Source organism: Micromonospora sp. (assembly GCF_048594385.1).
Classification (GTDB): Bacteria; Actinomycetota; Actinomycetes; order Mycobacteriales; family Micromonosporaceae; genus Micromonospora; species Micromonospora wenchangensis.
The window spans coordinates 1-23,698 of record NZ_JBMDWU010000118.1; the positions used below are offsets into that span (position 1 = coordinate 1).

The following is a 23,698-nucleotide window of genomic DNA, read 5'->3' on the forward strand; positions in this document are numbered from 1 at the left end:
CTGACGCAAACCTCTTGATCACCGCACAAAGGCAGGGGCGCAAAGGCGGGGGCGGCAGGGGACGGGAACGCCCTCCCGCTCTGTCGAGCGGGAGGGCGGTCCCGGTTCAGGCTGGGGTGGTGGGTCCGGCGCCGGCGGTGGGCGGGCCGGGGCAGCGCGTGTACGTGCGGCCGGAGCCGCAGGGGCAGGGGGCGTTGCGGGACGGGCCACCCTCGGCAGCCCGGTCGACCGGGCCGGTGTTCCGCCGGGCGCTGCTGGCCGCGGCGGCCTGACCGCTCGCCCCGGCGGCAGCCGGCCGACGCGACCCACCGGCGGCCGGACGGGCCTGCGACGGAGCCTGCGGCTGCCCACCCCCGATGCCGAGCGCCGGGGCGGACGGCTCGGGCTCGGGCCGCTCCACGGCCACCGCACCCGCGCCCGCCTCACCGTCGATCGTGGGGGCGGAGTATTGCAGCCCCTGCTGCTGCGGCGCCCGGTTCAGACCCTTGGCCCGGATCTCGACCGGCTTCTCCAGCAGCTGGACCTCCTCGGCCTCCGGCTCCGGCTCCTGGACCTGCACCTCCAGGTTGTAGAGGAAGCCGACCGTCTCCTCCTTGATGCCCTCCATCATCGTGGCGAACATGTCGAAGCCCTCGCGCTGGTACTCGATGACCGGGTCGCGCTGGGCGTACGCCCGCAGGCTGATGCCCTCCTGGAGGTAGTCCATCTCATAGAGGTGCTCGCGCCACTTGCGGTCGATGACCTGGAGCAGCACCATCCGCTCCAACTGGCGGGTGGCCTCCTCGCCGAGGTTCTCCTCCCGCCGGTCGTACGCGGCGTTCGCGTCCTCGCGGAGGCGGGCCAGCAGGAAGTCCTGGTCGAGGCCCGCCCGGGAGCCGACCTCCTCCTCCAGCTCCTCGATGGTGACGCCCACCGGGTAGAGCTGCTTGAGGCTGGCCCAGAGCTGCTCGAGATCCCAGTCCTCGGCATAACCGTCGCTGGTGGCGCCCACCACGTACGCGCCGACGGTGTCGTCGATCATGTTGCGGACCTGGTCGGAGAGGTCCTCGCCGTTGAGCACCCGCAGCCGCTCGGCGTAGATCACCTGGCGCTGCTTGTTGAGCACCTCGTCGTACTTGAGGACGTTCTTACGGATCTCGGCGTTCTGGCCCTCGATCTGGGCCTGGGCGTTCTTGATCTGCCGGGTGACCATCTTCGACTCGATGGGCACGTCCTCCGGGATGTTGAACCGCTCCATCACCGCCTCGACCGCACCGGCCCGGAACCGCTTCATCAGCTCGTCCTGGAGCGACAGGTAGAACCGGGACTCGCCCGGGTCACCCTGCCGGCCGGCCCGGCCGCGTAGCTGGTTGTCGATCCGGCGGGACTCGTGCCGCTCGGTGCCGAGCACGTAGAGGCCACCGGCGGCGGCCACCTCCTCGGCTTCGGTCTCGCACGCCTGCTTCCAGGTGGGCAGGACCTCCTCCATCGCCTTGGCGTACTCCTCCTCCTGCTCGACCGGGTCGAGGCCGCGCTGGCGCAGCTCGCTGGCGGCGAGGAACTCGGCGTTGCCGCCGAGCAGGATGTCGGTGCCCCGGCCGGCCATGTTGGTGGCGACGGTGACCGCGCCCTTGCGTCCGGCCTGGGCGACGATCTCGGCCTCGCGGGCGTGGAACTTCGCGTTCAGCACGGAGTGTGGGATGCCCCGGCGGCGCAGCAGCGTGGACAGGATCTCGGAGTTCTCCACCGAGACGGTGCCGACGAGCACCGGCTGGCCGGCCTGGTGCCGCTCGGCGATGTCCTCGATGACCGCGTTGAACTTGGCCTTCTCGGTCTTGTAGATGACGTCGGCCTTGTCCATCCGGACCATCGGCCGGTGCGTCGGGATGGTCACCACGCCGACCTTGTAGACCTTGTTGAACTCGCCCGCCTCGGTCTGGGCGGTACCGGTCATGCCGGAGAGCTTCTCGTAGAGGCGGAAGTAGTTCTGGAGGGTGATGGTGGCCAGGGTCTGGTTCTCCTGCTTGATCTCCACCCCCTCCTTGGCCTCGATCGCCTGGTGCATGCCCTCGTTGTAGCGGCGGCCGTGCAGGATGCGCCCGGTGAACTCGTCGACGATCAGGACCTCGCCGTCGCTGACGATGTAGTCCTTGTCGCGCTTGTAGAGCTCCTTGGCCTTGATCGCGTTGTTGAGGTAGCCGACCAGCGGGGTGTTCACCGACTCGTAGAGGTTGTCGATGCCGAGCCGGTCCTCGACCTTGGCCACACCGCGCTCGGTGACCGCGATGGTGCGCTTGGCGTAGTCGACCTCGTAGTCGCCCTCGCCGTCCTTGCCGGCCTGGAGGCGGGCCACCACCCCGGCGAACTCGCCGTACCAGCGGGCGGAGTGCTCGGCCGGGCCGGAGATGATCAGCGGGGTCCGGGCCTCGTCGATCAGGATCGAGTCGACCTCGTCGACCACGGCGAAGTTGTGCCCGCGCTGGACCAGTTCCTCGTGGGACCAGGCCATGTTGTCGCGCAGGTAGTCGAAGCCGAACTCGTTGTTGGTGCCGTAGGTGATGTCGCACTCGTAGGCGGCCTTGTGCTCGGCGGCCGGCCGGTTGGGCAGCACCACCCCGACGGTCAGGCCGAGGAACTCGTGCACCTGACCCATCCAGGCGGCGTCGCGCTGGGCCAGGTAGTCGTTGACGGTGACCACGTGCACGCCCTTGCCGGAGAGCGCGTTGAGGTAGACCGCCATGACCGAGGTCAGCGTCTTGCCCTCACCGGTCTTCATCTCGGCGATGTTGCCGAAGTGCAGCGCCGCGCCACCCATCACCTGGACGTCGTACGGCCGCTGGCCGAGCACCCGGGCGGCCGCCTCGCGCACCGTGGCGAACGCCTCGGGCAGCAGGTCGTCGAGGGTCTCACCATCGGCGAGCCGCTCCCGGTACTGGTCGGTCAGTGACCTCAGCTCGTCGTCGGTGAGGTTGACGTAGTCGTCCTCGATCGAGTTGACGGCGGCGGCGATGGCCTTCAGCCGGCGCACCATACGGCCCTCGCCCGCGCGGAGGACCCTTTCCAGAATCGACACGGATCAACGCTCCCCTAGACAGTCTCGAACCATCGTAGGCGCTCAGTCGGCGCAATGGTCACTGGTGGCGGCGGTCCGACCCGACCAAACCGACATAACGCTCGGCTCAACCCGCCGCCCGGTGGTTATCCGGTTACGCCCACCGCGAACGATCCGGCACGATGACCCGCATGGAGCCTGTGGAGATCATCGAGGACGGCCTGCTGCTGCGTCCGTGGCTCGCCTCGGACGCGGACGACGTGCACCGGGCTTGCCAGGACCCGGACATCCAGCGCTGGACCACCGTACCGCGTCCGTACCGGCCTGAACACGCCCACGGGTTCGTCACCGGGATGAGCACCCGTGCCTGGGCCGACGGCAGCGGGGCGCCGTTCGCGGTCTGCGACGCCGCCACCGGCGAACTGCTCGGCTCCTGCGGCCTGGTCACGATCGACCGGGAGGTCGAGACCGGCGAGATCGGCTACTGGACCGCCCCCTGGGCCCGGGGTCGGGGGGTCACCGTGCGGGCCACCCGGGCGGTCGCCCGCTGGGCCTTCGACGCCCTGGCGCTGCGTCGGCTGATCTGGCAGGCCGAGGTGGGCAACCACGCCTCCCGGCTGGTCGCCCTGCGGGCCGGCTTCCAGATCTCCGGTGAGCTGCGGCTCGCCCGGCCCGCCGGGAACGGCCGGGTCGAGGGCTGGGTCGGCTCGCTGCTGCCCGGCGAGGTGCCGGCGGCCGGCGCGGACGGTCCGGCCGGGCCGGGCACCCTGGACGCCCGGCGGACCGCCGTGTTCGGCCGGCCGCAGCCCGTCCTGTTCGCCACCGCCGGGGACACCGAGTTGCGGCTGCGGCCGATGGAGGAACGCGACCTGGACGGGGTGGTCGCCACCTGCCAGGACCCGGACACCGTCCGGTGGACCAGCGTGCCGCACCCCTACCGGCGCACCGACGCCGAGGGCTACCTGACCTACGGCGGGCTGGCCTGGGCGCGGGGCAGCAGCGCGTGTTTCGTGCTGGCCGGCCCGGACGACGCCTTCGCCGGCACCGTCGACCTGCGGTTGAACCCCGTCGACCCGCTGCGGGCCGAGGTCGGCTTCATGACCGCGCCGCAGGCCCGGGGCCGGGGCTGGATGCCGGCCGCGCTCGGCGCGCTCGCCGCCTGGGGCGTCACCGGCCTCGGCCTGGTCCGGGTCGAGTGGAAGGCCCACGTCGGCAACACCGCCTCCCGGCGGGCCGCCGAGAAGGCCGGCTTCACCGTCGAGGGCACGCTGCGGGGCGGCGTGTCGCACCGGGGTGAGCGGGTCGACGCCTGGGTCGGCGCACTGCTCGCCCAGGACCTGACGTGACCCCGGAGGTCATCGAGGCCGGACCGGTGCGGCTGCGGCCGTTGCGGCCGGACGACGCCGAGGACCTCGCCGCCGGCCGCGACGATCCGGTGAACCTGCGGTTCAAGCCGGTGGGGATGCCGCATCCCTACACGGTCGCCGACGCGCACTGGTGGATCTCCGAGGGCGCCCCGGCGGCGTGGCGCAGCGGCGGCGCCGCGTACGCGATCGTCGATGCCGGAACCGACCGGCTGGTCGGCGGGGCCGGGCTCAGTCAGGTGGCACCGGGTCGGGGGCAGGCGGAGCTGGGCTACTGGGTGGCACCGCGGGCCCGGCGGCGCGGGATCGCCACCGCCACCACCCGGGCCCTGGCGACGGCCGCGTTCCAGGCCGGCCTGGCCCGGCTGGAGCTGCTGATCAGGGCCGAGAACCCGGCCAGCCAGCGGGTCGCGCTGGCCGCCGGTTTCCACCCCGAAGGGGTACGCCGGGCAGCCGGCGCGGGCCGCGACGGCGACCGGTACGACCTGCTCGCCTGGGTACGCCTCGCCGACGACCCGCCTGGCCCGGTCCCGCGCCTGCTGCCGGACCTGCCCGACGGGCGGCTCACCGACACGGTGGTGACCCTGCGCCGGCTCACGCCTGCCGACGCCGAGGTGCTGCACCGGTTGCACACCCGCCCCGAGGTGGTGGCGACCCGGGTCCGTCCGGTTGCGCCGACCAGGGCGGACATCGACCGGCGCTGCGCCGTTGCCGAGAGCGACTGGCTGACCGGCCGGGCGGCCGACTTCGCGCTGTGCGACGCGGTGACCGGCACGATGGTCGGTGGTTGCGCACTGATCTACGACGAGCCGGCCACCGGCCAGGCGATGATCGGCTACAGCCTGCTGCCCGGGGCGCGGGGGCGGGGGCTGGCCACCCGGGCGGTCCGGCTGCTGGCCGGCTGGACGTGCGGCCCGGTGGGCCTGGCCCGCCTCTGGGCCGGTACGGCCCCCTGGAACACCGCCTCCCAGCGGGTGCTGGACCGGGCCGGTTTCCACCGGGAGGGCGTGATGCGCGCCCGCCTCCCCGCTCCGACGCCGGACACCCCCCGCCCCGACACCGTCCTCTGGTCCTTCCTCCCCACTGATCCCCACCCCCTCCCGCCGCGGTGATCAAGAGGTTCGCGTCAGATGGATCTTCGAAGGTGACGCGAACCTCTTGATCGACACCGCCGGGTGGGCGGGGAGAGCGGGGCGGGTGGGTCAGGTGTCGAGGGAGATGATGCCGTAGTCGTAGGCGTGGCGACGGTAGACGACGCTGGGGCGGCCGGACTCCTTGTCGTGGAACAGGTAGAAGTCGTGGCCGACGAGTTCCATCTGGAACAGGGCGTCATCGACGGTCATCGGGTCGGCGGGGTGCACCTTCGCCCGCGCGATGTGCCAGGGCTGGTCGTCGTGCTCCTCCGGGCGCTCCTCGACGGCGGTGGCCGTGCCACCGGCGGACACGTTCGCGTCGTCCAGGCCGGCCACCGGCAGACCGGCGGTGGCGGCGGCGACCGAGATCGGTGCGTGCCGCCCCCGGTGTACGCGGCGACGGTCGGCCGCCCGGCGCAGTCGGGTGTCCAGCTTGGCGATCGCGGCGTCCAGTGCGCTGTAGAAGTCGTTCGTGCAGGCCTCGGCCCGGATCACCGGACCCCGGGAGACGCAGGTGATCTCCACTCGCTGGCAGGTGTCGGACTGCCGGGGATTGCGTTCGTGGAACAGCTCCACATCGACCCGGATGAGCTTGTGATCGTAGCGTTCGATTTTTGCGAGTTTCTCCGCTACGTGTACCCGGTAATGGTCCGGCACTTCGACGTTTCGACCCTTGACCACGATGTCCACGTGACCTCCCTTTTCCGGATGGCCGGCTGATCTTTCGAATCCGGCCGCGCGACCTCGGGAGGGCCCCTGGGAGCGTCGACCGGTCAGGTACGGCTACGCCTCCTTCCACCGTCGGGGGCTGGTGGGAAACCTTCCTACCCCCGACACGAAAACGCTAACTCCTGTACGGGCGACAGTCACCCCCGGTTGCGGGAAACCCTCAGAGAATTAACAGCAACCAACACCATGGGGTGAAACGGAAACACGAAGCGTCACCATCACCGCCGTTTTTGCGTTGCACCCAGCACGGCCGCGCCGTATGGCGTCATTCCCGCCGCACGCAAAGTCCGACTCACCGCCGCCAGGGTCGCCCCGGTGGTCAGGATGTCGTCCAGCACCACCACCGCCCGGCCACCGGCACCCCGCCCGGCCCAACCGGGTCGCAGCCGGAACGCCGACTGGGCCGCCGCGGCCCGCCCCGCCCGGTCCAGCTCCACCGAATCCGGCCGGGGCAACGCCCGCACCGGCACCGCCGTCCGCACGGCCCAGCCGGCCCGCCGCAACCGGATCGCCGCGTGCCGGGCCAACCGGGTCAGGTGGTCGCCGTAGCGCTCCCGGGCTGCCGCCGCCCGGTCCGGCACCGGCACCAGCAGCACCGGCCGGGCCTCGCCCACCGAGGCCGCCACCACCTCCGCCAGCAACCCGCCCAACGGCCGGGCCAGCCCGTGCCGACCCCGTTCCTTGTACGCCAGCAGCGCCTCCCGCAGCGGCCCCGCGTACGGGCCGAGGGCGTGGCACGGGGGCAGGTCGGGCGGGGCCGGGGTGGGGCGCGCCGGCACCGGGCGCAGCGCGGCGAGCCCGCGTACGCACTGTGGGCAGCAGCCCTGCCGCAGGCGCGCGTCCCGCCGGCCGCACCCCGCGCACCCGGTCGGGAAGACCAGATCGCTCAGGTCGGCCCAGAGCCCGCCCACATCCGGCACGGCGTGCTCAGAACAGGAAGAACGGCGCGGTCGGGCTGCCCGCCCGGCCACCGGCGGGCGGGGGCGGCACGTCGAGCACCTGCTCGCCCCGGATCGTCTCCGCCGACGACGCCCGGAAGCGGTAGGAGACCCCGTTGGCCTCGTACATCATCATCACCGTCGGCAGCACGTACGTCGGGTTGCCCGGGTACACCGCCAGGTGGGTCACCCGGGCACCCACGTCGGTGACCAGCGGAGTCTGCTGCACCCCGTCCACGCCCACCTCGTACACGGCGGAACGGTTGGTGGAACCGGCCACGGCCAGCGCGTTCTCCTGCGCCCAGTCCACCGCCGACAGGTCGGTCAGCGTGGTCGCGACATGGCGTACCGGGCCGAGCGAGACCACCCCGCCGTCGAGGCTGGCCGTGCTGAGACAGAGCCGCCCACCGACGATCAGCGCGATCCGGTGTCCGTCCAGCGAGGCGGCCACCGCGCTGACCGGACCCGCCACGCCCACCGGCACCGGCACCATCCGGGCCCGGTCGTCGAACCGGTAGAGCCGCCCATCAGCCACCACCAGCCCGTACGGCTGGGCCGCACCGAGCGGACGCAGCCAGACCGGCCGGCCGATCGCCGCGAAGGTCTGCGCCCCCGGGGTCATCACCTGCACCGGCGCCACCCCCGACCCGGTGACCAGCCGCTGCCGGCCGCCACCGGCGGTGGTGACCAGGGCCGCGAGGGTCTTCTCGGCGGTCCGCCGCACGGCGGCCGAGACGACGTCGTGGTTGTCCTCGGTGCGGACCGGCACGGTGCCGATCGCCTCGGCCTCGAAGGCGAGCGGGTGGATCGCCCCGGCGTAGACGGTGAACCGCTGCGGCCCCTGCGTGAGCGGGTAGACCGGGTTGGCCAGGCGGTGCGCGGCGAGGTCGTCGATGGTCACCCGGGACTGGTTGCGGGTGGTGAGCTGGAGCGGCCCGTCCAGGTCGGACAGCGACCAGGCCAACTGGATGCCGAGCTTCTCCAGCTTGCGCCGGTCGTCGCCAGGCAGGTCGAGGTTGACCTCCCACCGGCCGTCGGTCTTGACGGCGTTGTTGATCAGGGCGGTGCGGTCCGGCAGGCCGCTCACCCCCTGCCGCAGCCACTCCGACGGTCCGGCGATCAGCCACTTGACCGCCTCGCTGACCAGCCGCTCGGCCGGCACGGCCAGCGGCAGGTAGCGCTGGTCGGCGACCAGCCGGGTGGCGTCGGAGTTCCAGAAGTAGACCGTCCGGGTCTGGTAGTAGTCCCGCAAAGACAGCGTGTCGAGCAGCAGCACGGAGGGCGGATCGGTGACGTAGTAGCCGCCGGCCTCGGTGCCCTCCTGGCCCGGCTCGGCGGAGCCGCGCAGCGAGAACTGGTATTCCGTGTCGGTCACCACCGGCGGGCCGAGCACCCCGTTGGCCCGCAGCACCCCCACCTGCTGCACCGGCACCCGGACGGTGAGCAGGCCACTGGCGTTCTCGGTGATCACCGGATTCTCGATCAGCCGGACCACGTTGATCGCGACCTCGCTGCCCTGCTTCTCGGCGAGCCGGTTGCGGTCCTCCCGGGCGATGAACTGCTTAACCCGGGCGTACGCCCGCTCGGGCTCGCCGGCCGCGGCGGCCAGGAAGTTGCGGACGAACGCTTCCCGGTCGGCGCCGCTGGCCGTCCGGGTGGGGGGTTCGCCGCGAGCGAAGCTGGACGAGCCCGCCGACGCAGCCGGCCCGGAGCCGTCGACCTGCACGTCGGTGCGGTCGGGGATGCCACAGCCGGCGACGGCGGCCAGCAGCGCGGCGCAGAGCAGCCCGGACAGGGCCCGGGGCCGGTTCACGACCGGGCCTCCGCCCGCTCGTCGGCACCGGTGGCGGACCCGGGGCCGATGGCCAGCACACCCCCGCCGGCCGGTCCGATGGCCAGCAGGTCGCCGTCGCGGGGGCCACCGAACGGCAGGGTGGCGTCGGCGGGCACCAGCCGCAGCGGTGAGGTGGTGAGCCGGTCCCCGGAGCGGACCGGCAGGGTGAGCCGGAACTGGGCGCCCTGCCCGGGAGCGCCCCACGCCTCCAGCCAGCCGCCGTGCAGCCGGGCGTCCTCCAGGCTGATCGACAGGCCCAGCCCCGTGCCGCCGGTCTGCCGGGCCCGGGACGGGTCGGCCCGCCAGAACCGGTTGAAGACCAGCTTCTCCTCGCCCGGCTTCAGCCCGACGCCGTGGTCGCGGACGGTGACCGCGACGGCGGTCTGGTCGACGCCGAGGGTGATCACCACCGGCTTCGCCTCGCCGTGCTCCACGGCGTTGCCGACCAGGTTGCGCAGCACCCGCTCGACCCGGCGCGGGTCCACCTCGGCGATGACCGGGGTGGTCGGCACGGCCAGCTCGATGGTGACGCCGACCCGTTCGGCCAGCCCGGCGAGGCGGTCGGCGACCCGGTGCACCACCGGCACCAGGTCGGTCGGCTCGGAGTCGAGCATGGCGAAGCCGGCGTCGAAGCGGCTGATCTCCAGCAGGTCGGTGAGCAGCTCCTCGAACCGGTCCAGCTCCGCCTGGAGCAGCTCGGCGCTGCGGGCCACCGCCGGGTCGAACTCGTCACGCTCGGCGAAGATCAGGTCGGCGGCCATCCGGACGGTGGTCAGCGGGGTCCGCAGCTCGTGCGAGACGTCGGAGGTGAACCGGCGTTGCAGGCGGGACATCTCCTCCAGGCGGAGGATCTGCCGTTGCAGGTTGGTCGCCATCTGGTTGAACGAGGCGGCGAGCAGGGCGAGGTCGTCCTCGCCGTCGACGACCATCCGCTGGTCGAGCAGGCCGGCGGAGAGCCGTTGGGCGGTGCGCGCGGCGACCCGGACGGGGGTCACCACCAACCGGGTGACCAGGGCGGCGAGCAGGCCCAGCAGCAGCACCAGGGCCACCCCGGTGGCCAGCACGGTGGCCCGCGCGTCGGCGGCGGTGGCGTCCTGCCGGTTGAGCGGGACGAGATAGTACAGCTCCAGCTGGCCGAAGCGGGTCGGCACCGGCGAGCCGTAGACCAGGTACTTCGTCCGTTCGCCGGCGAGTCGTCCGGTGCGGATCTGGTGGGCCACCTTGCCGTCGGCGACAGCGGCCCGCAGCTCCCGGCTGACCAGCGGGCGCACGTCCATCGCCGGCGAGGTACGGGTCTCGATGATGCCGGCGTAGTTGTCGGCGGTGATGGCGACCACCACCCCGCTGGTCTGCTGCGGGTCACCCCCGGCCAGGTAGTTGACCGTGCCCTCGATGGTGTCCTGGAGCTGCGCCTCCTGCGGCTGGCTGTAGAGGAAGAACTGCTTGGCCGAGTAGTCGCTGCCGTTGCGCAGCCGCAGCAGCACGTCGGTCTCGGCGTTGTCGAGCAGGATGCTGGTGATCTTGTCGGCGATGAGGTAGGCGAAGCCGCCGACCAGCAGGCTGGACACCACCAGCGTGATGGTCACCACCCGGACCTGCAACGACCGTCGCCAGGTCTGACGCAGGCCGGCGGTCACCCGCAGCGCGCGGCCCACCAGCACGCGCCGCAGGGCCCGCGCGGCGGGGCGCCAGCCGGCGGTGTGCTCGGGGGTGGGGGCGGGTGCACTGGTCACGGTGCAACCCAGGCTATCCGGTACCCGCCTTGTAGCCCACGCCCCGCACGGTCAGGATGATTTCCGGCCGCTCCGGATCCGGCTCGATCTTGGCGCGTAGCCGCTGCACGTGCACGTTGACCAGCCGGGTGTCCGCCGCGTGCCGGTAGCCCCAGACCTGCTCCAACAGGACCTCCCGGGTGAAGACCTGACGCGGCTTGCGGGCGAGCGCGACCAGCAGGTCGAACTCCAGCGGCGTCAGCTTCACCTCCTCGCCGTCGCGGCTGACGGTGTGCGCCGGCACGTCGATGGTGATCTGGTTGCCGGGCGGGCCGATGGTCAGCATCTCCGGTGCGACGTCCTCGCCCCGACGCAGCCGGGCCCGCATCCGGGCCACCAACTCCTTGGGCTTGAACGGCTTGACCACGTAGTCGTCGGCACCGGACTCCAGGCCGAGCACCACGTCGACGGTGTCGCTCTTGGCGGTCAGCATGACGATCGGCACGCCCGATTCGCCACGGATCGCCCGTGCCACGTCGATGCCGCTCATTCCAGGCAGCATCAGGTCGAGCAGCACGATATCGGGGCGACTGTCCCGGAACGCGGCCAACGCCCGTTCCCCGTCGGCGACGAAGGAGGGCAGGAAACCCTCGCTGCGCAGGACGATGCCGAGCATCTCGGCGAGCGCGGGGTCGTCGTCGACCACCAGTACCCGGGCTCTCATGGGGTTTATGTTTCCATCCCCGTTCAGTTGGTGGGATCGGCGTCTGGATGGCACGGTACTGCCGGACGAGGTGCCTCCGCACGTCCCACGCGCGATATCTCCCCCGATGACCGCATCGCGTGAGCCGCACGGTGGGTCCGCCCGGCCGGTCGTCCCGTGTCACCATGATCCCCGGGCAGGTCGCCGCCCGCCAGCCACCATCCGCAGGAGTACGCGTGCCCGACGTCGGCCCGACCGCCGTGCTTCCCCGGCGTCCGCTCACCGTCGGCGAACTGCTCGACTCCGCCGTCCTGCTGCTGCGCGACCAGGGCCGGGTGCTGGTCCCGCTGGGCGTCCTGCTCGCCGCCGGTGAACAACTGCTGCTGTATCCGCTGCGCCGGCTCGCCGACGCGCTGCCCCCGGTCTGGTGGAGCGACAGCGGGGTGTTCCCGCTGTGGTGGCAACTGCTCGCGGTGGGCGCCGCCGCCGAGGCGGTGATCGTCCTACTGCTCGGCAACCCGGCAGCGCGGGCGGCCGGCGCGGCGCTGCTCGGCCGCCGGGCCACGGTGGCGGAACTGCTCCGCCCGGCCGGTGCCCGCTGGGGCGTCACCCTGCTGCTCGCCCCGGCGGTGGGCCTGCTGATGCTGATCGCGGCGCTGCTCGGCCCGGCCTGGCTGGTCGGCTACGGGCTGCTCGGCTCGGTCGCCGCGGCGGTGGTGCTGGACCGGGTGCCCGGGGTGTCGGCGGTGCCCCGGGCGGCCCGCGTCGCGGTGCGGGGCCGGGCCGCCGCCGTCCGGCTGCTGGGCTACCTCGGCTGGTGGGTGCTGCGGGTCGGGCTGGCCCTCGGTCTCTTCTTCGGCGTCGAGTCGCTGCACCTGGTCGACCTGGCCGACCCGGGCGTGCGGATCGCCGCCACCATGCTCGCCTTCGGCGCGGTGAACAGCGTCGCCTACCCCGCCCTGGCCTGCCTGGACGCGGTGATCCACTTGGACGTCCGGATGCGCACCGAAGGGCTGGACATCCAGCTCGCCCGTACCCCCGCGGGGCTCGTCGCGGCTCACCTGCCGGCGGTCGGCAGGTGAGCCGGTGGTGGACGGAGGCCGTCGCCGCGCTCGGCGACGTGCTGCCGCTGCCGCTGGCGGCGCTGCTGGTGGTGCTGCTGGCCGGGGTGGTGGCGCTCGCCTGGTACCACTTCCCGGCCTGGGTGCCCCGCCGGCTGCCCCGGCTGCGGCTGCCCCGCCTGAGGATGCCCCGGTGGCGGCTGCCCCGGCGGCGACGCCGGACGGCCGACGGGCCGGGCGCGGTGGCGCTGCCCCGCCCCCGTACCGCCGACGACGACCTCCCGGCCGACGCCGCGCGCTCCCTGGCCGACCGGCTGGCGGCCGAGGGCCGGTACGCCGAAGCCGTCCGCGAGCGGCTGCGCGCCATGGTCCGCCGGCTGGTCGCGGTCGGCGCGGTGGCCCCCCGGGCCGGGATGACCGTCACCGAACTGACCGAAGCGGCGGCCCGCGCCCGGCCCCCGGTCGACCCGCCGCTGCGCGCCGCCGGGGCCATCTTCGCCGAGCTGTGGTACGCCCAGCGCCCGGCCGCCGCCGACCACGACCGGCGGATGCGGGAACTCGCCGACGACCTGGACCGGGCGCTGTCCGCCCCACCACCGGACGGGGGCACCCGGTGACCGGCCCCGCCGGCTGCGGGCGGCCCGCCACCGGCCGCGCCCGTGCGGCGACGCCGCCGCCGGCACCGGGTGCTCGTGCCGTTGGCGCTGGCCGCCGCCCTGCTCGCCGGCACGATCGCCGCCCACGAGCTGGACCAGCCCGACCCGGGAGACCCCGGCTTCCTCTCCCCGGTCGCCACCGACGACGACGGGGGCAGCCGCCTCGCCGACGCGCTGCGCGCCCGGGGGGTCACCGTCGCCCGGGAGACCGACCTGCTGCCGGCCCTGCTCGGCCTCGACCGTGGCCCGGCCACCCTCTTCGTCCCGGCGGCGGAGCTGCTGCACCCGGACACCCTCGGCGCGCTGGGCGAGCTGCCGGCCGGCCGACGACTCGTCCTCGTCGACCCGTCCCGCCGGGTGCTCGAATCCGCCGGCCTGCCGCTGGTGCCGACCGACCGCCGCTGGGCCACCCGGGCGGTCTCCCCGGAGACCGACGGCCGGCCCTGCGCGGTGCCCGAGGCGACCCGGGCCGGGGTCGCCGCCGCCGGACTCCAGCGGTACGCCGCCACGCCCGGCACGGCGGCCGCCCTCGACCGTTGCTACGCCGACGGCCTGGTCCGGCTGCCCGGCCGGGCCGAGGTGGTGGTGATCGGCGCCAGCGACCCGTTCCGCAACGACCGGATCGCCGAGCACGGCAACGAGGCGCTCGCCACCGGCCTGCTCGGCGTCCACGGGCGGGTGGTCTGGTTGGACCTGGACGGCCCGGCACCGGCGCCGACGTTCGGCCGGCCCGGCGGCACCGGCGAGCCCGCCTGGTCACCCACCCCCGGCGGGTCCACCGGATACGACGGCGACGGCAGCGGCGAGGCCGGCCCGGGAGGCCCCGGCACCGCCACCGGTGACGGCGACGGTTCGGGTGACGCCCCCGACGCGGCCGGTCCCCCACCACCTGACGACTATCCGCTGCTGGACGCCTTCCCGCCCTGGTTCTGGGCGCTGCTGCTCCAGCTCGCCCTGGTCGCCCTGCTGATCGTGCTGTGGCGGGCCCGCCGGCTCGGCCCGCCGGTGACCGAGCCGCGGCCCGTCGAGGTCCGCTCCGCCGAGACCGTGCTCGGTCGGGCCCGGCTCTACCAGCGGGCCCGCGCCCGGGGCCCGGCCGCCGCGACCCTGCGTACCGCCGCGTTGGGGCGGCTGCGCGGCCGGCTCGACCTGCCCGCGACGCTCGGGCCGGCGGAGGTGGCGGCCCGGGTGGCCGGGCCGGCCGGCGACAGCCCGGAGCAGATCCACGAGCTGCTCTTCGGCGCGGCCCCGCAGACCGACACCGAACTGCTGGAGCTGGCCCGGTCGCTGGACCGGCTGACCCGTACCGTGGCGGCAGCGCCCGGCCGTCCGACCGAAGGAGACCCCCGGTGACCCGACCCGCCACCACCGCCGAGCCCACGGCCGGTCCGGACGACGCCCGGGCCGCCCTGCACCGGCTGCGCACCGAGGTGGCCAAGGCGGTCGTCGGTCAGGACTCGGTGGTCACCGGCCTGGTGATCGCGCTGCTCTGCCGGGGCCACGTCCTGTTGGAGGGGGTGCCCGGGGTGGCGAAGACGCTGCTGATCCGTACCGTCGCCACCGCACTGGACCTGGACTCCAAGCGGGTCCAGTTCACCCCCGACCTGATGCCCGGTGACGTCACCGGTTCGTTGATCTTCGACCCGCGTACCGCCGCGTTCACCTTCCGGGAGGGGCCGGTCTTCACCAACCTGCTGCTCGCCGACGAGATCAACCGGACGCCGCCGAAGACCCAGTCGGCGCTGCTGGAGGTGATGGAGGAGCGCCAGGTGTCGGTCGAGGGCGCCCGCCGGCCGCTGCCGGACCCGTTCATCGTGGCCGCCACCCAGAACCCCGTCGAGTACGAGGGCACCTACCCGTTGCCCGAGGCGCAGCTCGATCGGTTCCTGCTCAAACTGACCGTGCCGCTGCCCAACCGGGACGAGGAGCTGGGGGTGCTGCGCGCCCACCACGCCGGCTTCGACCCACGTGATCTCGGTGCGGCCGGCGTACGCCCGGTGGCCGACGCCGCCGACCTCGCCGCCGCCCGGGAGGCCGTCGGTCGGGTGCACGTGGCCGAGCCGGTGCTCGCCTACATCGTGGACCTGTGCCGGGCCACCCGGGTCACCCCGGCGCTGGAGCTGGGCGCCTCACCCCGCGGGTCCACCGGGCTGCTCAGCACGGCGAAGGCGTGGGCCTGGCTGGCCGGCCGCGACCACGTCACCCCCGACGACGTGAAGGCCACCGCCCGGCCGACGCTGCGGCACCGGCTGCGGCTGCGTCCCGAGGTGGAGCTGGAGGGGGTCGGGGTCGACGCCGTGCTGGACACGGTGCTGGCCACCGTGCCGACCCCGCGATGACCTGGCGGGCGGCCGTCCTGCTGCTGGCGGGCGTGCCCACCCTGCCGTTCTGGCCGGATCCGGTGCCCGCCGTCGCCGTGATGACCGCCGTCGTGCTGCTGCTCACCGCCGTGGACTGGGCGCTCGCCGCCCCGCTGCACGGGCTCACCCTCGACCGGGAGGGCGACCGGGCCGTCCGGATCGGCCACCGGGCGACCGTCACGCTGCGCCTGGCCAACACCTCCGGCCGTAAGCTGCGCGCCCAGGTGCGCGACGGGTGGGTGCCGTCGGCGGGGGCCCGTCCGGACGTACCACCGGACCGGGTGTCCCGGGTCGGACCGGGCGGGGTGCTGGTGCTGCCCAACCGGCTCACCCCCACCCGGCGCGGCGACCGGCCGGCGGTGACGGTGACGGTGCGTTCGCTCGGGCCGCTCGGGTTGGCGTTCCGGCAGCGGGCCGGGCGGCCCGCCACCCCCGGCTGGACGCTGCGCGTGCTGCCCCGGTTCGACTCCCGGCGGCACCTGCCGGAGAAGCTGTCCCGGCTGCGGGTCATCGACGGCACCCAGGTCACCCGGGGCCGCGGCCAGGGCACCGAGTTCGACACCCTGCGTGAGTACGTGGTCGGCGACGACGTGCGCTCCATCGACTGGCGGGCCAGCGCCCGCCGCTCCGACGTGCTGGTCCGCACCTGGCGGCCGGAGCGCGACAGGCGGTTGGTGTGCGTGCTGGACACCGGCCGCACCTCGGCGGTGCGGGTCGGCGACGTACCCCGGCTGGACGCCGCCATCGACGCGGCGTTGCTGCTGACCGCGCTGGCCGCCCGGGCCGGGGACCGGGTCGACCTGCTGGCCGCCGACGCCACGATCCGGGCCACCGTCACCGGCACCGGACGGCGGGACCTGCTGCACCGGCTGGTCGACGCGCTCGCGCCGGTGCACCCGGCGCTGGTGGAGACCGACTTCGACCTGATCGTCGCGGAGATCCTGCGGCGGCACCGGCGGCGCAGCCTGGTGGTGCTGCTGACCGCGCTGGAGCCGGGCGCGCTCGCCGAGGGGCTGCTGCCGGTGCTGCCCCGGCTGGCCGCCCGGCACCGGGTGGTGGTGGCGGCCGTGCACGACCCGGTGCTCACCGCGTTGACCACCGGCCCGCCGGTACGCCCCGAGGACGCCTACGCCGCCGCGGCCGGCTGGCGGGCGCTCGCCGAGCGGGACCGGGTGCGCGCCGCCCTCGGCCGGTACGGCGTGACCGTGGTGGACGCCCCGGCGGACTGGCTCGCCCCGGCCCTGGCCGACACCTACCTCCGGCTCAAGGCCCTCGGTCAGCTCTGATCCGGGCAGGTCAGCGGGGTGGCCGGGAGGTGGGATGCCAGGCCCGGGCCGGGTCGGTGCTGGGCCAGAGTTCGGCGAGCCACGGGTCGACCCGTTCGGCAGGGGCCCGTTCGGCGGCGACCGCCCGCCGGCCGAGCAGCACCACGTAGGCGAAGAAGCCCAGCCAGACCGTCGCGCCGACGCCGACCCGCAGCGCCACCGGCACCGGTGCCGGGGTGACGAACGCCTCCAGCAGCGCGGAGACCGCGAACAGCCCGACCAGGCCCACCGCCACCAGGATCGCCGACCGGCCCGCCTCGGCGACCGACCGGCCCCGGCCCAGGTGCTCCGGCGGCGAGATCCACGCCCAGGCGGTACGCAGCCCGACCCCGGCGGCGACGAAGACCCCGGTCAGCTCCAGCAGCCCGTGCGGGGTGATCAGTCCGAAGAAGACGTCGGAGCGGCCGTAGGAGACCATCACGCCGCCCACCACCCCGATGTTCAGCGCGTTCTGCCACAGCAGGTAGAGCACCGGCACGACGAGCACCCCCGCGGCGAGGCACTGGGCGGCGATCCAGGCGTTGTGGGTCCACAGGTGGAAGGCGAAGGTCGGGGCGGAGAACTCGGTGTAGTAGCCGGCGAAGCCGGAGTCGACGAGGTCGGCGGCGGCGTCCGGGCCGATGAACGCGGCGGCGGTGCCCGGGTTGCCGGCGACGTACCAGATGAGGAAGCCGCTGAGCAGGCTGAACCCGGTCGCCACCGCGCACCACCACGGCCAGGCCCGGTAGACCGCGGCGGGGAACCCGACGGTGAGGAACCGCCCGAGGGCCGACCAGGAGGCCCGCTGCCGGCCGGTGATCCGGGCCCGCGCCCGCAGCACGAGCTGGGAGAGCCGGCTGGCCAGGGCCGGGTCGGGTGCCCGGCTGCGCAGCGCCGACAGGTGGGTGGCGGTGCGCTGGTAGAGGACGATCATCTCGTCGATCTCGTCGACGTCGAGCCGGCGACGGTCGCAGAGCAGCTCCAGCCGTCGCCACTCGTGGCCGTGCTCGGCGACGTACGCGTCGAGATCCACTGGTCCTCCCCCGTCCCGCGACCATAGTGTTCACTGTCCGGGTGAGCGCGCAACCACCGGTGCCGTCCGGCACCGTCCCGACCGGCGTCGACCCGGCGGGGCACTGGGCGGACGCGGGTCTGGTCAGCGGCGAGGCCGTCGCGCTGGACGTCCGGGCGGCACGGCTCGGCTCCCGGGTGTTGGCGCTGCTGATCGACATCGCCGGTCAACTGTTCTGCGCGGCGTTGCTGGCCCTGACGTTGACCCCGCTGGTGCTGATCGTGCTCCCCGACCAGGTGGTGGACCGGGCCCTCACCGGCGCGTTGGAGACCCTCGGCCTGGTGCTGGTGGTGGTCGGCTATCCGGTGCTCTGGGAACGCCTCAACCATGGCCGGACGCCCGGCAAGCTCGCCGTGGGGCTGCGGGTGGTCAGCGCCGACGGCGGCCCGGTGCAGTGGCGTCAGTCGCTGACCCGGGCGCTGGTCGGCGCGGCCGTGGAGTGGCCTGGGCTGGTGCTGCCGCTGCTGAGCTGGGTGGCCGGGGCGACGGTGATGCTGACCGACCCGCGTGGCCGACGGCTGGGTGACCTGGTGGCCGGCACGATGGTCGTGCACACCCGCACCACGCACCCCTGGCGGCCGGCCCCGGCGATCGTCGCGCCGCTGGTCGGCTGGGCCACCACCCTGGACCTGACCCGGCTGGACGATGCACTGGCCCTGGCGGTGCGGCAGTACCTGACCCGGGGGCAGCAGATCGTCGAGCCGTACCGCAGCCGGCTGGCCCGGGAGCTGTGGCGCGAGGTGGCGGCGGTGACCGCACCGGTACCGCCGCCCGGCGTACCGGAGCCGTTGCTGTTGGCGGCGGTGCTGGCCGAACGCAACAGGCGCGGCTCGCTGCGGCTGCGCCACCAGCGGGCGCTCACCGCCTCCCTCTGGCCCGACCCGGTCCCGGCCACCCCTGCCGTCGTCGCGCCGGCCGCCGCCGACCCACCGGCCCCGGCCGGGGTACGGCCGGCCGGGCCGGTGCTCCGGTCGGCGTCGCCGGACCGCTCGGCCTGACCGGTACGCCGCTCAGCCGAACAGGGTGCGGCCCCACCAGTCGGCGGCGTCGCGGACCCCGGGCGGGCAGGCGAACAGCCCGCTGGAGACGTGCCGCAGGTACTCGTTCATCGCGTCGTTGCGGGCCAGCCGGGTCTGGATCGGCACGAACTGCCGGCGCGGGTCCCGCTGGTAGGCCATGAAGAACAGCCCGGCGTCGAGCCGGCCCAACCCGTCCGACCCGTCGACGTAGTTGTAGCCCCGGCGCAGCAGCCGGGCACCGTCGTTCTGCGTGGGGTGGGCGAGGCGCACGTGCGAGTCCACGGCGATCACCGGCTGGCCGTCGTCGCCCTTCGCGGCGAAGTCCGGCTCGTCGAACTCGTCGCGGCGGCCCAGCGGCGCGCCACTGCCCTTGGTCCGGCCGACGATCTGCTCCTGCTCGGTCAGCGAACTGCGGTCCCAGGTCTCGATCTGCATCCGGATCTTGCGGGTGACCAGGTAGGACCCGCCGGTCATCCAGTCCGCGCCGTCCTCCGGCTGGGCCCAGAGCTGCTCGCGCAGCAGCCCGGCGTCCTCGGCCTTGAGGTTGGCGGTGCCGTCCTTGAAGCCGAAGAGGTTACGCGGGGTCGCCTGGTCCCGCGACGTCGACGAGGTACGCCCGAAGCCGAGCTGCGACCAGCGGACGCTGACCACGCCCATCCCGATCCGGGCCAGGTTACGGATGGCGTGCACGGCCACCTGCGGGTCGTTGGCGCACGCCTGCACGCACAGGTCGCCGCCGGAGATCTCCGGGCGCAACGCGTCCCCGGCGAAGTGCGGCAGGTCGGCCAGCGCGGCGGGGCGGCGGCCGGCGATGCCGAACCGGTCCCGGCCCTGCGCGTCGCGGAACAGCGTCGCGCCGAAGCCGACGGTCAGGGTGAGCTGCGACGGGGGCAGGCCCAGCGCCTCGCCGGTGTCGTCCGGCGGGGCCTCCGGCATGCCGCCGACGGCACCGATCACCCCGGCGTCCTTTCCGCCGGTCATCCGGGCGGCGGCGGCCGTCCACTCCTGGAGCATCGCGACCAGCCGGTCCCGGTCCTTGGTGATCACGTCGAAGGCGACGAAGTGCAGCCGGTCCTGCGCCGGGGTGGTGATTCCGGCCTGGTGTTCACCGTGGAACGGCACCGCACCGGCGGCCCCGTCGTACGCGGCGGCCCGGTCGCCGTCGCGGGTCAGCGCGCCCGCTCCGGCGGCCACCCCGGCCACCCCGGCGACCCCGACCCCGGCGAGGGTGATCGCCCGCCGCCGGGACAGCCGGCGGCGTCCCCGGCCGGCGGTGCTGCTCTGCTCGCTCATCGACTCTCCTGGGAGGGACCGGCCGCCGTACGACGACCGTGCTGACCCGTCGTCACCGGGCGACGGCGGCGGCGACCTTGCTGACCGGCTCGGCGAGGGCGTTGATGCTGTCCGACAGCTCCTTGAGGTCGGTCTTGCTCAGCTGGGTGTGCAGCTTCCAGCCGTCGCCGTCGCGGTGCTTGCCGAGCGCCGCCTCCACGTTGGCGAACTCCTTGTCGAGCTGGGCGACCAGCTCGGGGGCGCGCTGCTCCAGCGCCGGCCGCAGTGCGGCGACGGCGGCCTTGGAGCCCTCCAGGTTGGCGTTGAAGTCCCAGAGGTCGGTGTGCGAGTACCGCTCCTCCTCGCCGGTGATCTTGCCGCTGGCCACCTCGTCGAGCAGAGCCTTGGCACCGTTGGCGAGCTGGAGCGGGGTGAGCTTCTCGGCGTTGGCCCGGGTCACGATCTCCTTGACGTCGGCCAGCAGCCGGTCGGCGATCGGGCCGTCCTTACTGATGTCCCCGGTGGTCCAGAGGTCCTTCTCGATCCGGTGGAAGCCGGTGAACTCCATGCCCTCCTCGATGACCTCCTCCCGACCGTCGATCTTCGGGTCGAGGTCGCCGAAGCTCTCCGCGACCGGCTCGATCCGCTCCCAGTAGGTGCGGGCCACCGGGTACAGGGCCTTGGCCTTCGGCACGTCGCCGGCCTTGACGGCGGTGACGAACTCCTCGGTCTTCGTCAGCAGGGCGGCGGTCTGGCTGGTCACGTACCGCTGGTAGCTGGCGGTGGCCTCGGTCAGCGCGGCGTCCGGGGCCACGGTCGCGGCGGTGCCGCTGACCTTCAGCGCGCCCCGGATGCCCCGGCCGCTCATCCCGGGCTTGCAGGCCGTCTCGTACGTCCCCGCCGGCAGCTCCACCCGCAGTTCCCGGCTCAGCCCCGGGGCGATGTTCTCCACCTCGCCCATCACCCGGTCACCGGCGGCGTAGACGTAGAACTCGTTGACCTTGCTGCCGGAGTTGGTCACGGTGAAGGTGGCCTGGCCGGCGTCCAGTTCGGTGACGTCGACCTCGCACACGCTGTCGGTGGCCTTCACCTTGACCGTGTTGCCGGCGCCGGCGTCCCGCTGGTCGTCCTTGCCACCGCAGGCGGTGACACCGGTGACGGCGAGTGCGCCGACGGCGGCGAGCACCAGGAAACGGGTGGTACGCATCGTTGCTTGTCTCCTTGCAGAGGGCGGTGGATCAGGCGCGCCGCGACCCGGCCGGCTGCGCGGTGGCGGGGCCGTCCTGCGCGGCGGTGGCGTCGCCGTCGACGGCGGTGGCCTCGGGGTCGTCGACGGCGGTGGACGTGGGGCCGTCGACGGCGGTGGCCTCGGGGTCGTCGACGGCGGTGGTCGTGGGGCCGTCGGTGCCGGTGGCCTTGGGGTCAGCGGCGGTGGTCGTGGGGCCGTCGGCGGCGGTGGTGGGGGCCGGGGCAGGCTTCGCCGGGGCGGCCGGTCGGCGCAGGAACAGCACCAGCACCGGTACGGCGTACGCGACCCAGGCGAGCATCTCCAACACGCTCGGCGCGGCGGTGACGTTGAACATCCCGGCCAGCAGGGCGGCGTACCAGGTGTTCGGATCGAGCACGCCGGTGATGTCGAAGGCCAGGTCGTTCAGGCCGGGCAGCACCCCGGCCTCCTGGAAGTCGTGCACGCCGTACTTGAGGATGCCGGCGGCGACCAGGATCAGCAGCGCGCCCGTCCAGGTGAAGAACGTGGACAGGTTGATCCGCACGGCGCTGCGGTAGAGCAGGAAGCCGATCCCGACGGCGGTGGCGATGCCGCCGACCAGGGCCAGCAGCGGCCCGGAGCCGGTGCCGCCGGTCGCGCTCTGCGCCGCCGAGTAGAAGATCAGCGCAGTCTCCAGGCCCTCCCGGACCACCGCGAGGAAGGCCATCCCGGCCACCGCGAGCGAACCGACCGCGAGTGCCTCGCTCAGCTTGCCGCGCAGCTCACCGGCGATGGTCCGGGCGGCCCGACGCATCCAGAAGATCATCCAGGTCACGAAGACCACGGCGGCGACGGAGGTGACGGCCTCGAACAGCTCCCGGTCCTCGGAGCGGGCCAGCAGCGAGGTCGAGGTGTACTCGATCAGCCAGCCGAACAGGACCGAGAGCGCCACGGCGAGCCCGACGCCGGCCCACACCTGCGGCAGCCGGTCCCGGCGCTGCGACTTGACCAGGAAGGCCACCAGGATGCTGACGACGAGCGTCGCCTCCAGGCCCTCCCGCAGGCCGATCAGGTACGTGGCGAACATCGGTGCTCCGTGTCGTGGTAAGGCTTGCCTCAGGCAACTTAGGGCAGCCATACCTTCCTCCTGATCGGGGCTTCCGTCAAGTCGTTCCTGACAGCTTCACCCTGGTCGGAAGGGTCGGCCGGACCCGTCGCCAGGGGGTGCCGACCCGCCGCCCGACGTGGCAGGATGCGACATACCCCCAGGACAGGACGCCCCGTGGACGACGCGCCCCGCAGCCCCACCCTCCGCCCCGCGGACACCCCCGCACCAGGGACTTCCGGCCCGTGTGCGCTACACCACCGTCGGTCGGGCGGGCACCGGTGAGGGGCTTCGGCCCGTGGCTGGCCGTCCTCGCGCTGGTGATCGTCCTCAACGCCCTGCGGCTGCGCCCGCTGGCCGTGGCCGTCTCCCTGGCCTGGCTCGCCTGGTGCGTGTGGACCTGGGTCCGCCCGACCCGCCGCGGCCCCGGCCCGTCCTGACCCGGCCGCCCCAGCTCCGGCTGCCCTGATCCCGCCGGCTCCGGCCCGACCCGCAGACGCAGGAGGGGGTCGGGCACGTCGTGGCCGACCCCCTCCTGCGTACGGGTTGCTCAGTAGCGGTAGTGCTCCGGCTTGAACGGGCCCTCGGGCGAGACGCCGAGGTAGGCGGCCTGCTCCTTGGTCAGCTCGGTCAGCCGGGCGCCGAGCGCGTCCAGGTGCAGCCGCGCCACCTTCTCGTCGAGGTGCTTGGGCAGCACGTAGACGCCGACCGGGTACTCGTCGGTCTTGGTGTACAGCTCGATCTGGGCGATCGTCTGGTTGGCGAACGAGTTCGACATCACGAAGCTCGGGTGGCCGGTGGCGTTGCCCAGGTTCAGCAGGCGGCCCTCGGAGAGCACGATGATCGCGTGGCCGTCGTCGAAGCGCCACACGTCGACCTGCGGCTTGATGTTCTCCCGGGTGACGTCCGAGCGCTTCGCCAGGCCGGCCATGTCGATCTCGTTGTCGAAGTGGCCGATGTTGCCGACGATGGCCTGGTGCTTCATCCGGGCCATGTGCTCGTTGGTGATGACGTCGAAGCAGCCGGTGGCGGTGATGAAGATGTCGGCCTGCTCGACCACGTCCTCCAGGGTGGCGACCTGGTAGCCGTCCATCGCCGCCTGGAGCGCGCAGATCGGGTCGACCTCGGTCACCACGACCCGGGCGCCCTGGCCGCGCAGCGACTCGGCGCAGCCCTTGCCCACGTCGCCGTAGCCGAG

Annotated in this window: 20 protein-coding genes; 9 read left to right on the top strand and 11 right to left on the bottom strand. The window is 73.8% G+C overall.

Annotated features, from left to right (window positions below):
- Positions 1-106 precede the first annotated feature (106 nt).
- On the bottom strand, positions 107-3,052 hold the full coding sequence (gene secA, locus ACOJTC_RS05655) for a preprotein translocase subunit SecA (protein ID WP_420116037.1): 2,946 nt from the start codon (positions 3,050-3,052) through the stop codon (positions 107-109).
- Positions 3,053-3,222: 170 nt separating this feature from the next.
- Between secA and ACOJTC_RS05660 the strand changes: the two genes are divergently transcribed.
- Both ACOJTC_RS05660 and ACOJTC_RS05665 read left to right on the top strand, forming a co-directional pair.
- Entirely contained in the window at positions 3,223-4,377 is a 1,155-nt protein-coding gene (locus tag ACOJTC_RS05660; protein WP_420116038.1) for a GNAT family N-acetyltransferase, read from the top strand.
- The gene (locus ACOJTC_RS05665; RefSeq protein ID WP_420116039.1) at positions 4,374-5,507 is read left to right on the top strand and encodes a GNAT family N-acetyltransferase; all 1,134 of its coding nucleotides are present in this window, start codon (positions 4,374-4,376) and stop codon (positions 5,505-5,507) included. The genes ACOJTC_RS05660 and ACOJTC_RS05665 overlap by 4 nt, the downstream gene beginning before the upstream one ends.
- 90 nt (positions 5,508-5,597) lie before the next feature.
- Here ACOJTC_RS05665 and hpf read toward each other — a convergent pair whose 3' ends face one another.
- The 5 genes from hpf to mtrA all read right to left on the bottom strand — a co-directional run bounded on the left by hpf (position 5,598) and on the right by mtrA (position 11,465).
- Positions 5,598-6,218: a ribosome hibernation-promoting factor, HPF/YfiA family gene (gene hpf, locus ACOJTC_RS05670; RefSeq protein WP_204928221.1), complete on the bottom strand. Its 621-nt coding sequence runs from the start codon at positions 6,216-6,218 to the stop codon at positions 5,598-5,600.
- A 257-nt stretch (positions 6,219-6,475) separates the two neighbouring features.
- Entirely contained in the window at positions 6,476-7,177 is a 702-nt protein-coding gene (locus ACOJTC_RS05675) for a ComF family protein (protein WP_420116040.1), read from the bottom strand.
- 7 nt (positions 7,178-7,184) lie between these two features.
- On the bottom strand, positions 7,185-9,008 hold the full coding sequence (locus ACOJTC_RS05680) for an LpqB family beta-propeller domain-containing protein (protein ID WP_420116041.1): 1,824 nt from the start codon (positions 9,006-9,008) through the stop codon (positions 7,185-7,187).
- Positions 9,005-10,690, bottom strand: a complete 1,686-nt coding sequence (gene mtrB / locus ACOJTC_RS05685) for an MtrAB system histidine kinase MtrB (RefSeq protein ID WP_420116052.1) — start codon at positions 10,688-10,690, stop codon at positions 9,005-9,007. The genes ACOJTC_RS05680 and mtrB overlap by 4 nt, the downstream gene beginning before the upstream one ends.
- An 85-nt stretch (positions 10,691-10,775) precedes the next feature.
- Entirely contained in the window at positions 10,776-11,465 is a 690-nt protein-coding gene (gene mtrA, locus ACOJTC_RS05690) for an MtrAB system response regulator MtrA (protein ID WP_067306208.1), read from the bottom strand.
- 215 nt (positions 11,466-11,680) lie between these two features.
- Here mtrA and ACOJTC_RS05695 point away from each other — a divergent pair, with 215 nt between their 5' ends.
- The 5 genes from ACOJTC_RS05695 to ACOJTC_RS05715 are packed head-to-tail and all read left to right on the top strand — an operon-like array spanning position 11,681 to position 16,807.
- Positions 11,681-12,526 (top strand): hypothetical protein, encoded by an 846-nt coding sequence (locus ACOJTC_RS05695; RefSeq protein ID WP_420116042.1) that lies wholly within the window; start codon positions 11,681-11,683, stop codon positions 12,524-12,526.
- Positions 12,523-13,122 (top strand): DUF4129 domain-containing protein, encoded by a 600-nt coding sequence (locus ACOJTC_RS05700; RefSeq protein ID WP_420116043.1) that lies wholly within the window; start codon positions 12,523-12,525, stop codon positions 13,120-13,122. Before ACOJTC_RS05695 ends, ACOJTC_RS05700 begins: the two co-directional genes overlap by 4 nt.
- 42 nt (positions 13,123-13,164) lie before the next feature.
- Positions 13,165-14,514 carry a DUF4350 domain-containing protein gene (locus ACOJTC_RS05705; RefSeq protein ID WP_420116044.1) on the top strand — a complete coding sequence of 450 codons (1,350 nt, stop codon included), beginning with the start codon at positions 13,165-13,167 and terminating at the stop codon, positions 14,512-14,514.
- Entirely contained in the window at positions 14,511-15,500 is a 990-nt protein-coding gene (locus tag ACOJTC_RS05710; RefSeq protein ID WP_204928226.1) for an AAA family ATPase, read from the top strand. Before ACOJTC_RS05705 ends, ACOJTC_RS05710 begins: the two co-directional genes overlap by 4 nt.
- Complete coding sequence (locus ACOJTC_RS05715) at positions 15,497-16,807, top strand: DUF58 domain-containing protein (protein ID WP_420116045.1); 1,311 nt, start codon at positions 15,497-15,499, stop codon at positions 16,805-16,807. Before ACOJTC_RS05710 ends, ACOJTC_RS05715 begins: the two co-directional genes overlap by 4 nt.
- A 10-nt stretch (positions 16,808-16,817) precedes the next feature.
- Here ACOJTC_RS05715 and ACOJTC_RS05720 read toward each other — a convergent pair whose 3' ends face one another.
- Positions 16,818-17,858: a stage II sporulation protein M gene (locus ACOJTC_RS05720; RefSeq protein ID WP_420116046.1), complete on the bottom strand. Its 1,041-nt coding sequence runs from the start codon at positions 17,856-17,858 to the stop codon at positions 16,818-16,820.
- Positions 17,859-17,899: 41 nt separating this feature from the next.
- Here ACOJTC_RS05720 and ACOJTC_RS05725 point away from each other — a divergent pair, with 41 nt between their 5' ends.
- Positions 17,900-18,895 (top strand): RDD family protein, encoded by a 996-nt coding sequence (locus tag ACOJTC_RS05725; RefSeq protein ID WP_420116047.1) that lies wholly within the window; start codon positions 17,900-17,902, stop codon positions 18,893-18,895.
- Between the two features lie 12 nt (positions 18,896-18,907).
- Here the strand turns inward: ACOJTC_RS05725 and efeB are convergent, their stop codons facing one another.
- Genes efeB through efeU form a run of 3 tightly spaced genes read right to left on the bottom strand, consistent with a single transcriptional unit; the run spans position 18,908 to position 22,482 of the window.
- Positions 18,908-20,209, bottom strand: a complete 1,302-nt coding sequence (efeB, locus tag ACOJTC_RS05730; RefSeq protein ID WP_420116048.1) for an iron uptake transporter deferrochelatase/peroxidase subunit — start codon at positions 20,207-20,209, stop codon at positions 18,908-18,910.
- Positions 20,210-20,261: 52 nt separating this feature from the next.
- Positions 20,262-21,395, bottom strand: coding sequence for an iron uptake system protein EfeO (gene efeO / locus ACOJTC_RS05735; protein WP_420116049.1), 1,134 nt, complete (start codon positions 21,393-21,395; stop codon positions 20,262-20,264).
- A gap of 31 nt (positions 21,396-21,426) precedes the next feature.
- Positions 21,427-22,482, bottom strand: coding sequence for an iron uptake transporter permease EfeU (gene efeU, locus ACOJTC_RS05740; protein WP_420116050.1), 1,056 nt, complete (start codon positions 22,480-22,482; stop codon positions 21,427-21,429).
- Positions 22,483-22,781: 299 nt separating this feature from the next.
- Between efeU and ACOJTC_RS05745 the strand changes: the two genes are divergently transcribed.
- A complete protein-coding gene (locus tag ACOJTC_RS05745; protein WP_204928231.1) occupies positions 22,782-22,940 on the top strand; it encodes a hypothetical protein in 159 nt (52 codons plus the stop codon).
- A gap of 110 nt (positions 22,941-23,050) precedes the next feature.
- On the opposite strand, the gene ACOJTC_RS05750 is transcribed toward ACOJTC_RS05745, so the two are convergent.
- A partial coding sequence (locus ACOJTC_RS05750) for an adenosylhomocysteinase (protein WP_420116051.1) occupies positions 23,051-23,698 on the bottom strand: 648 nt, incomplete at its 5' end.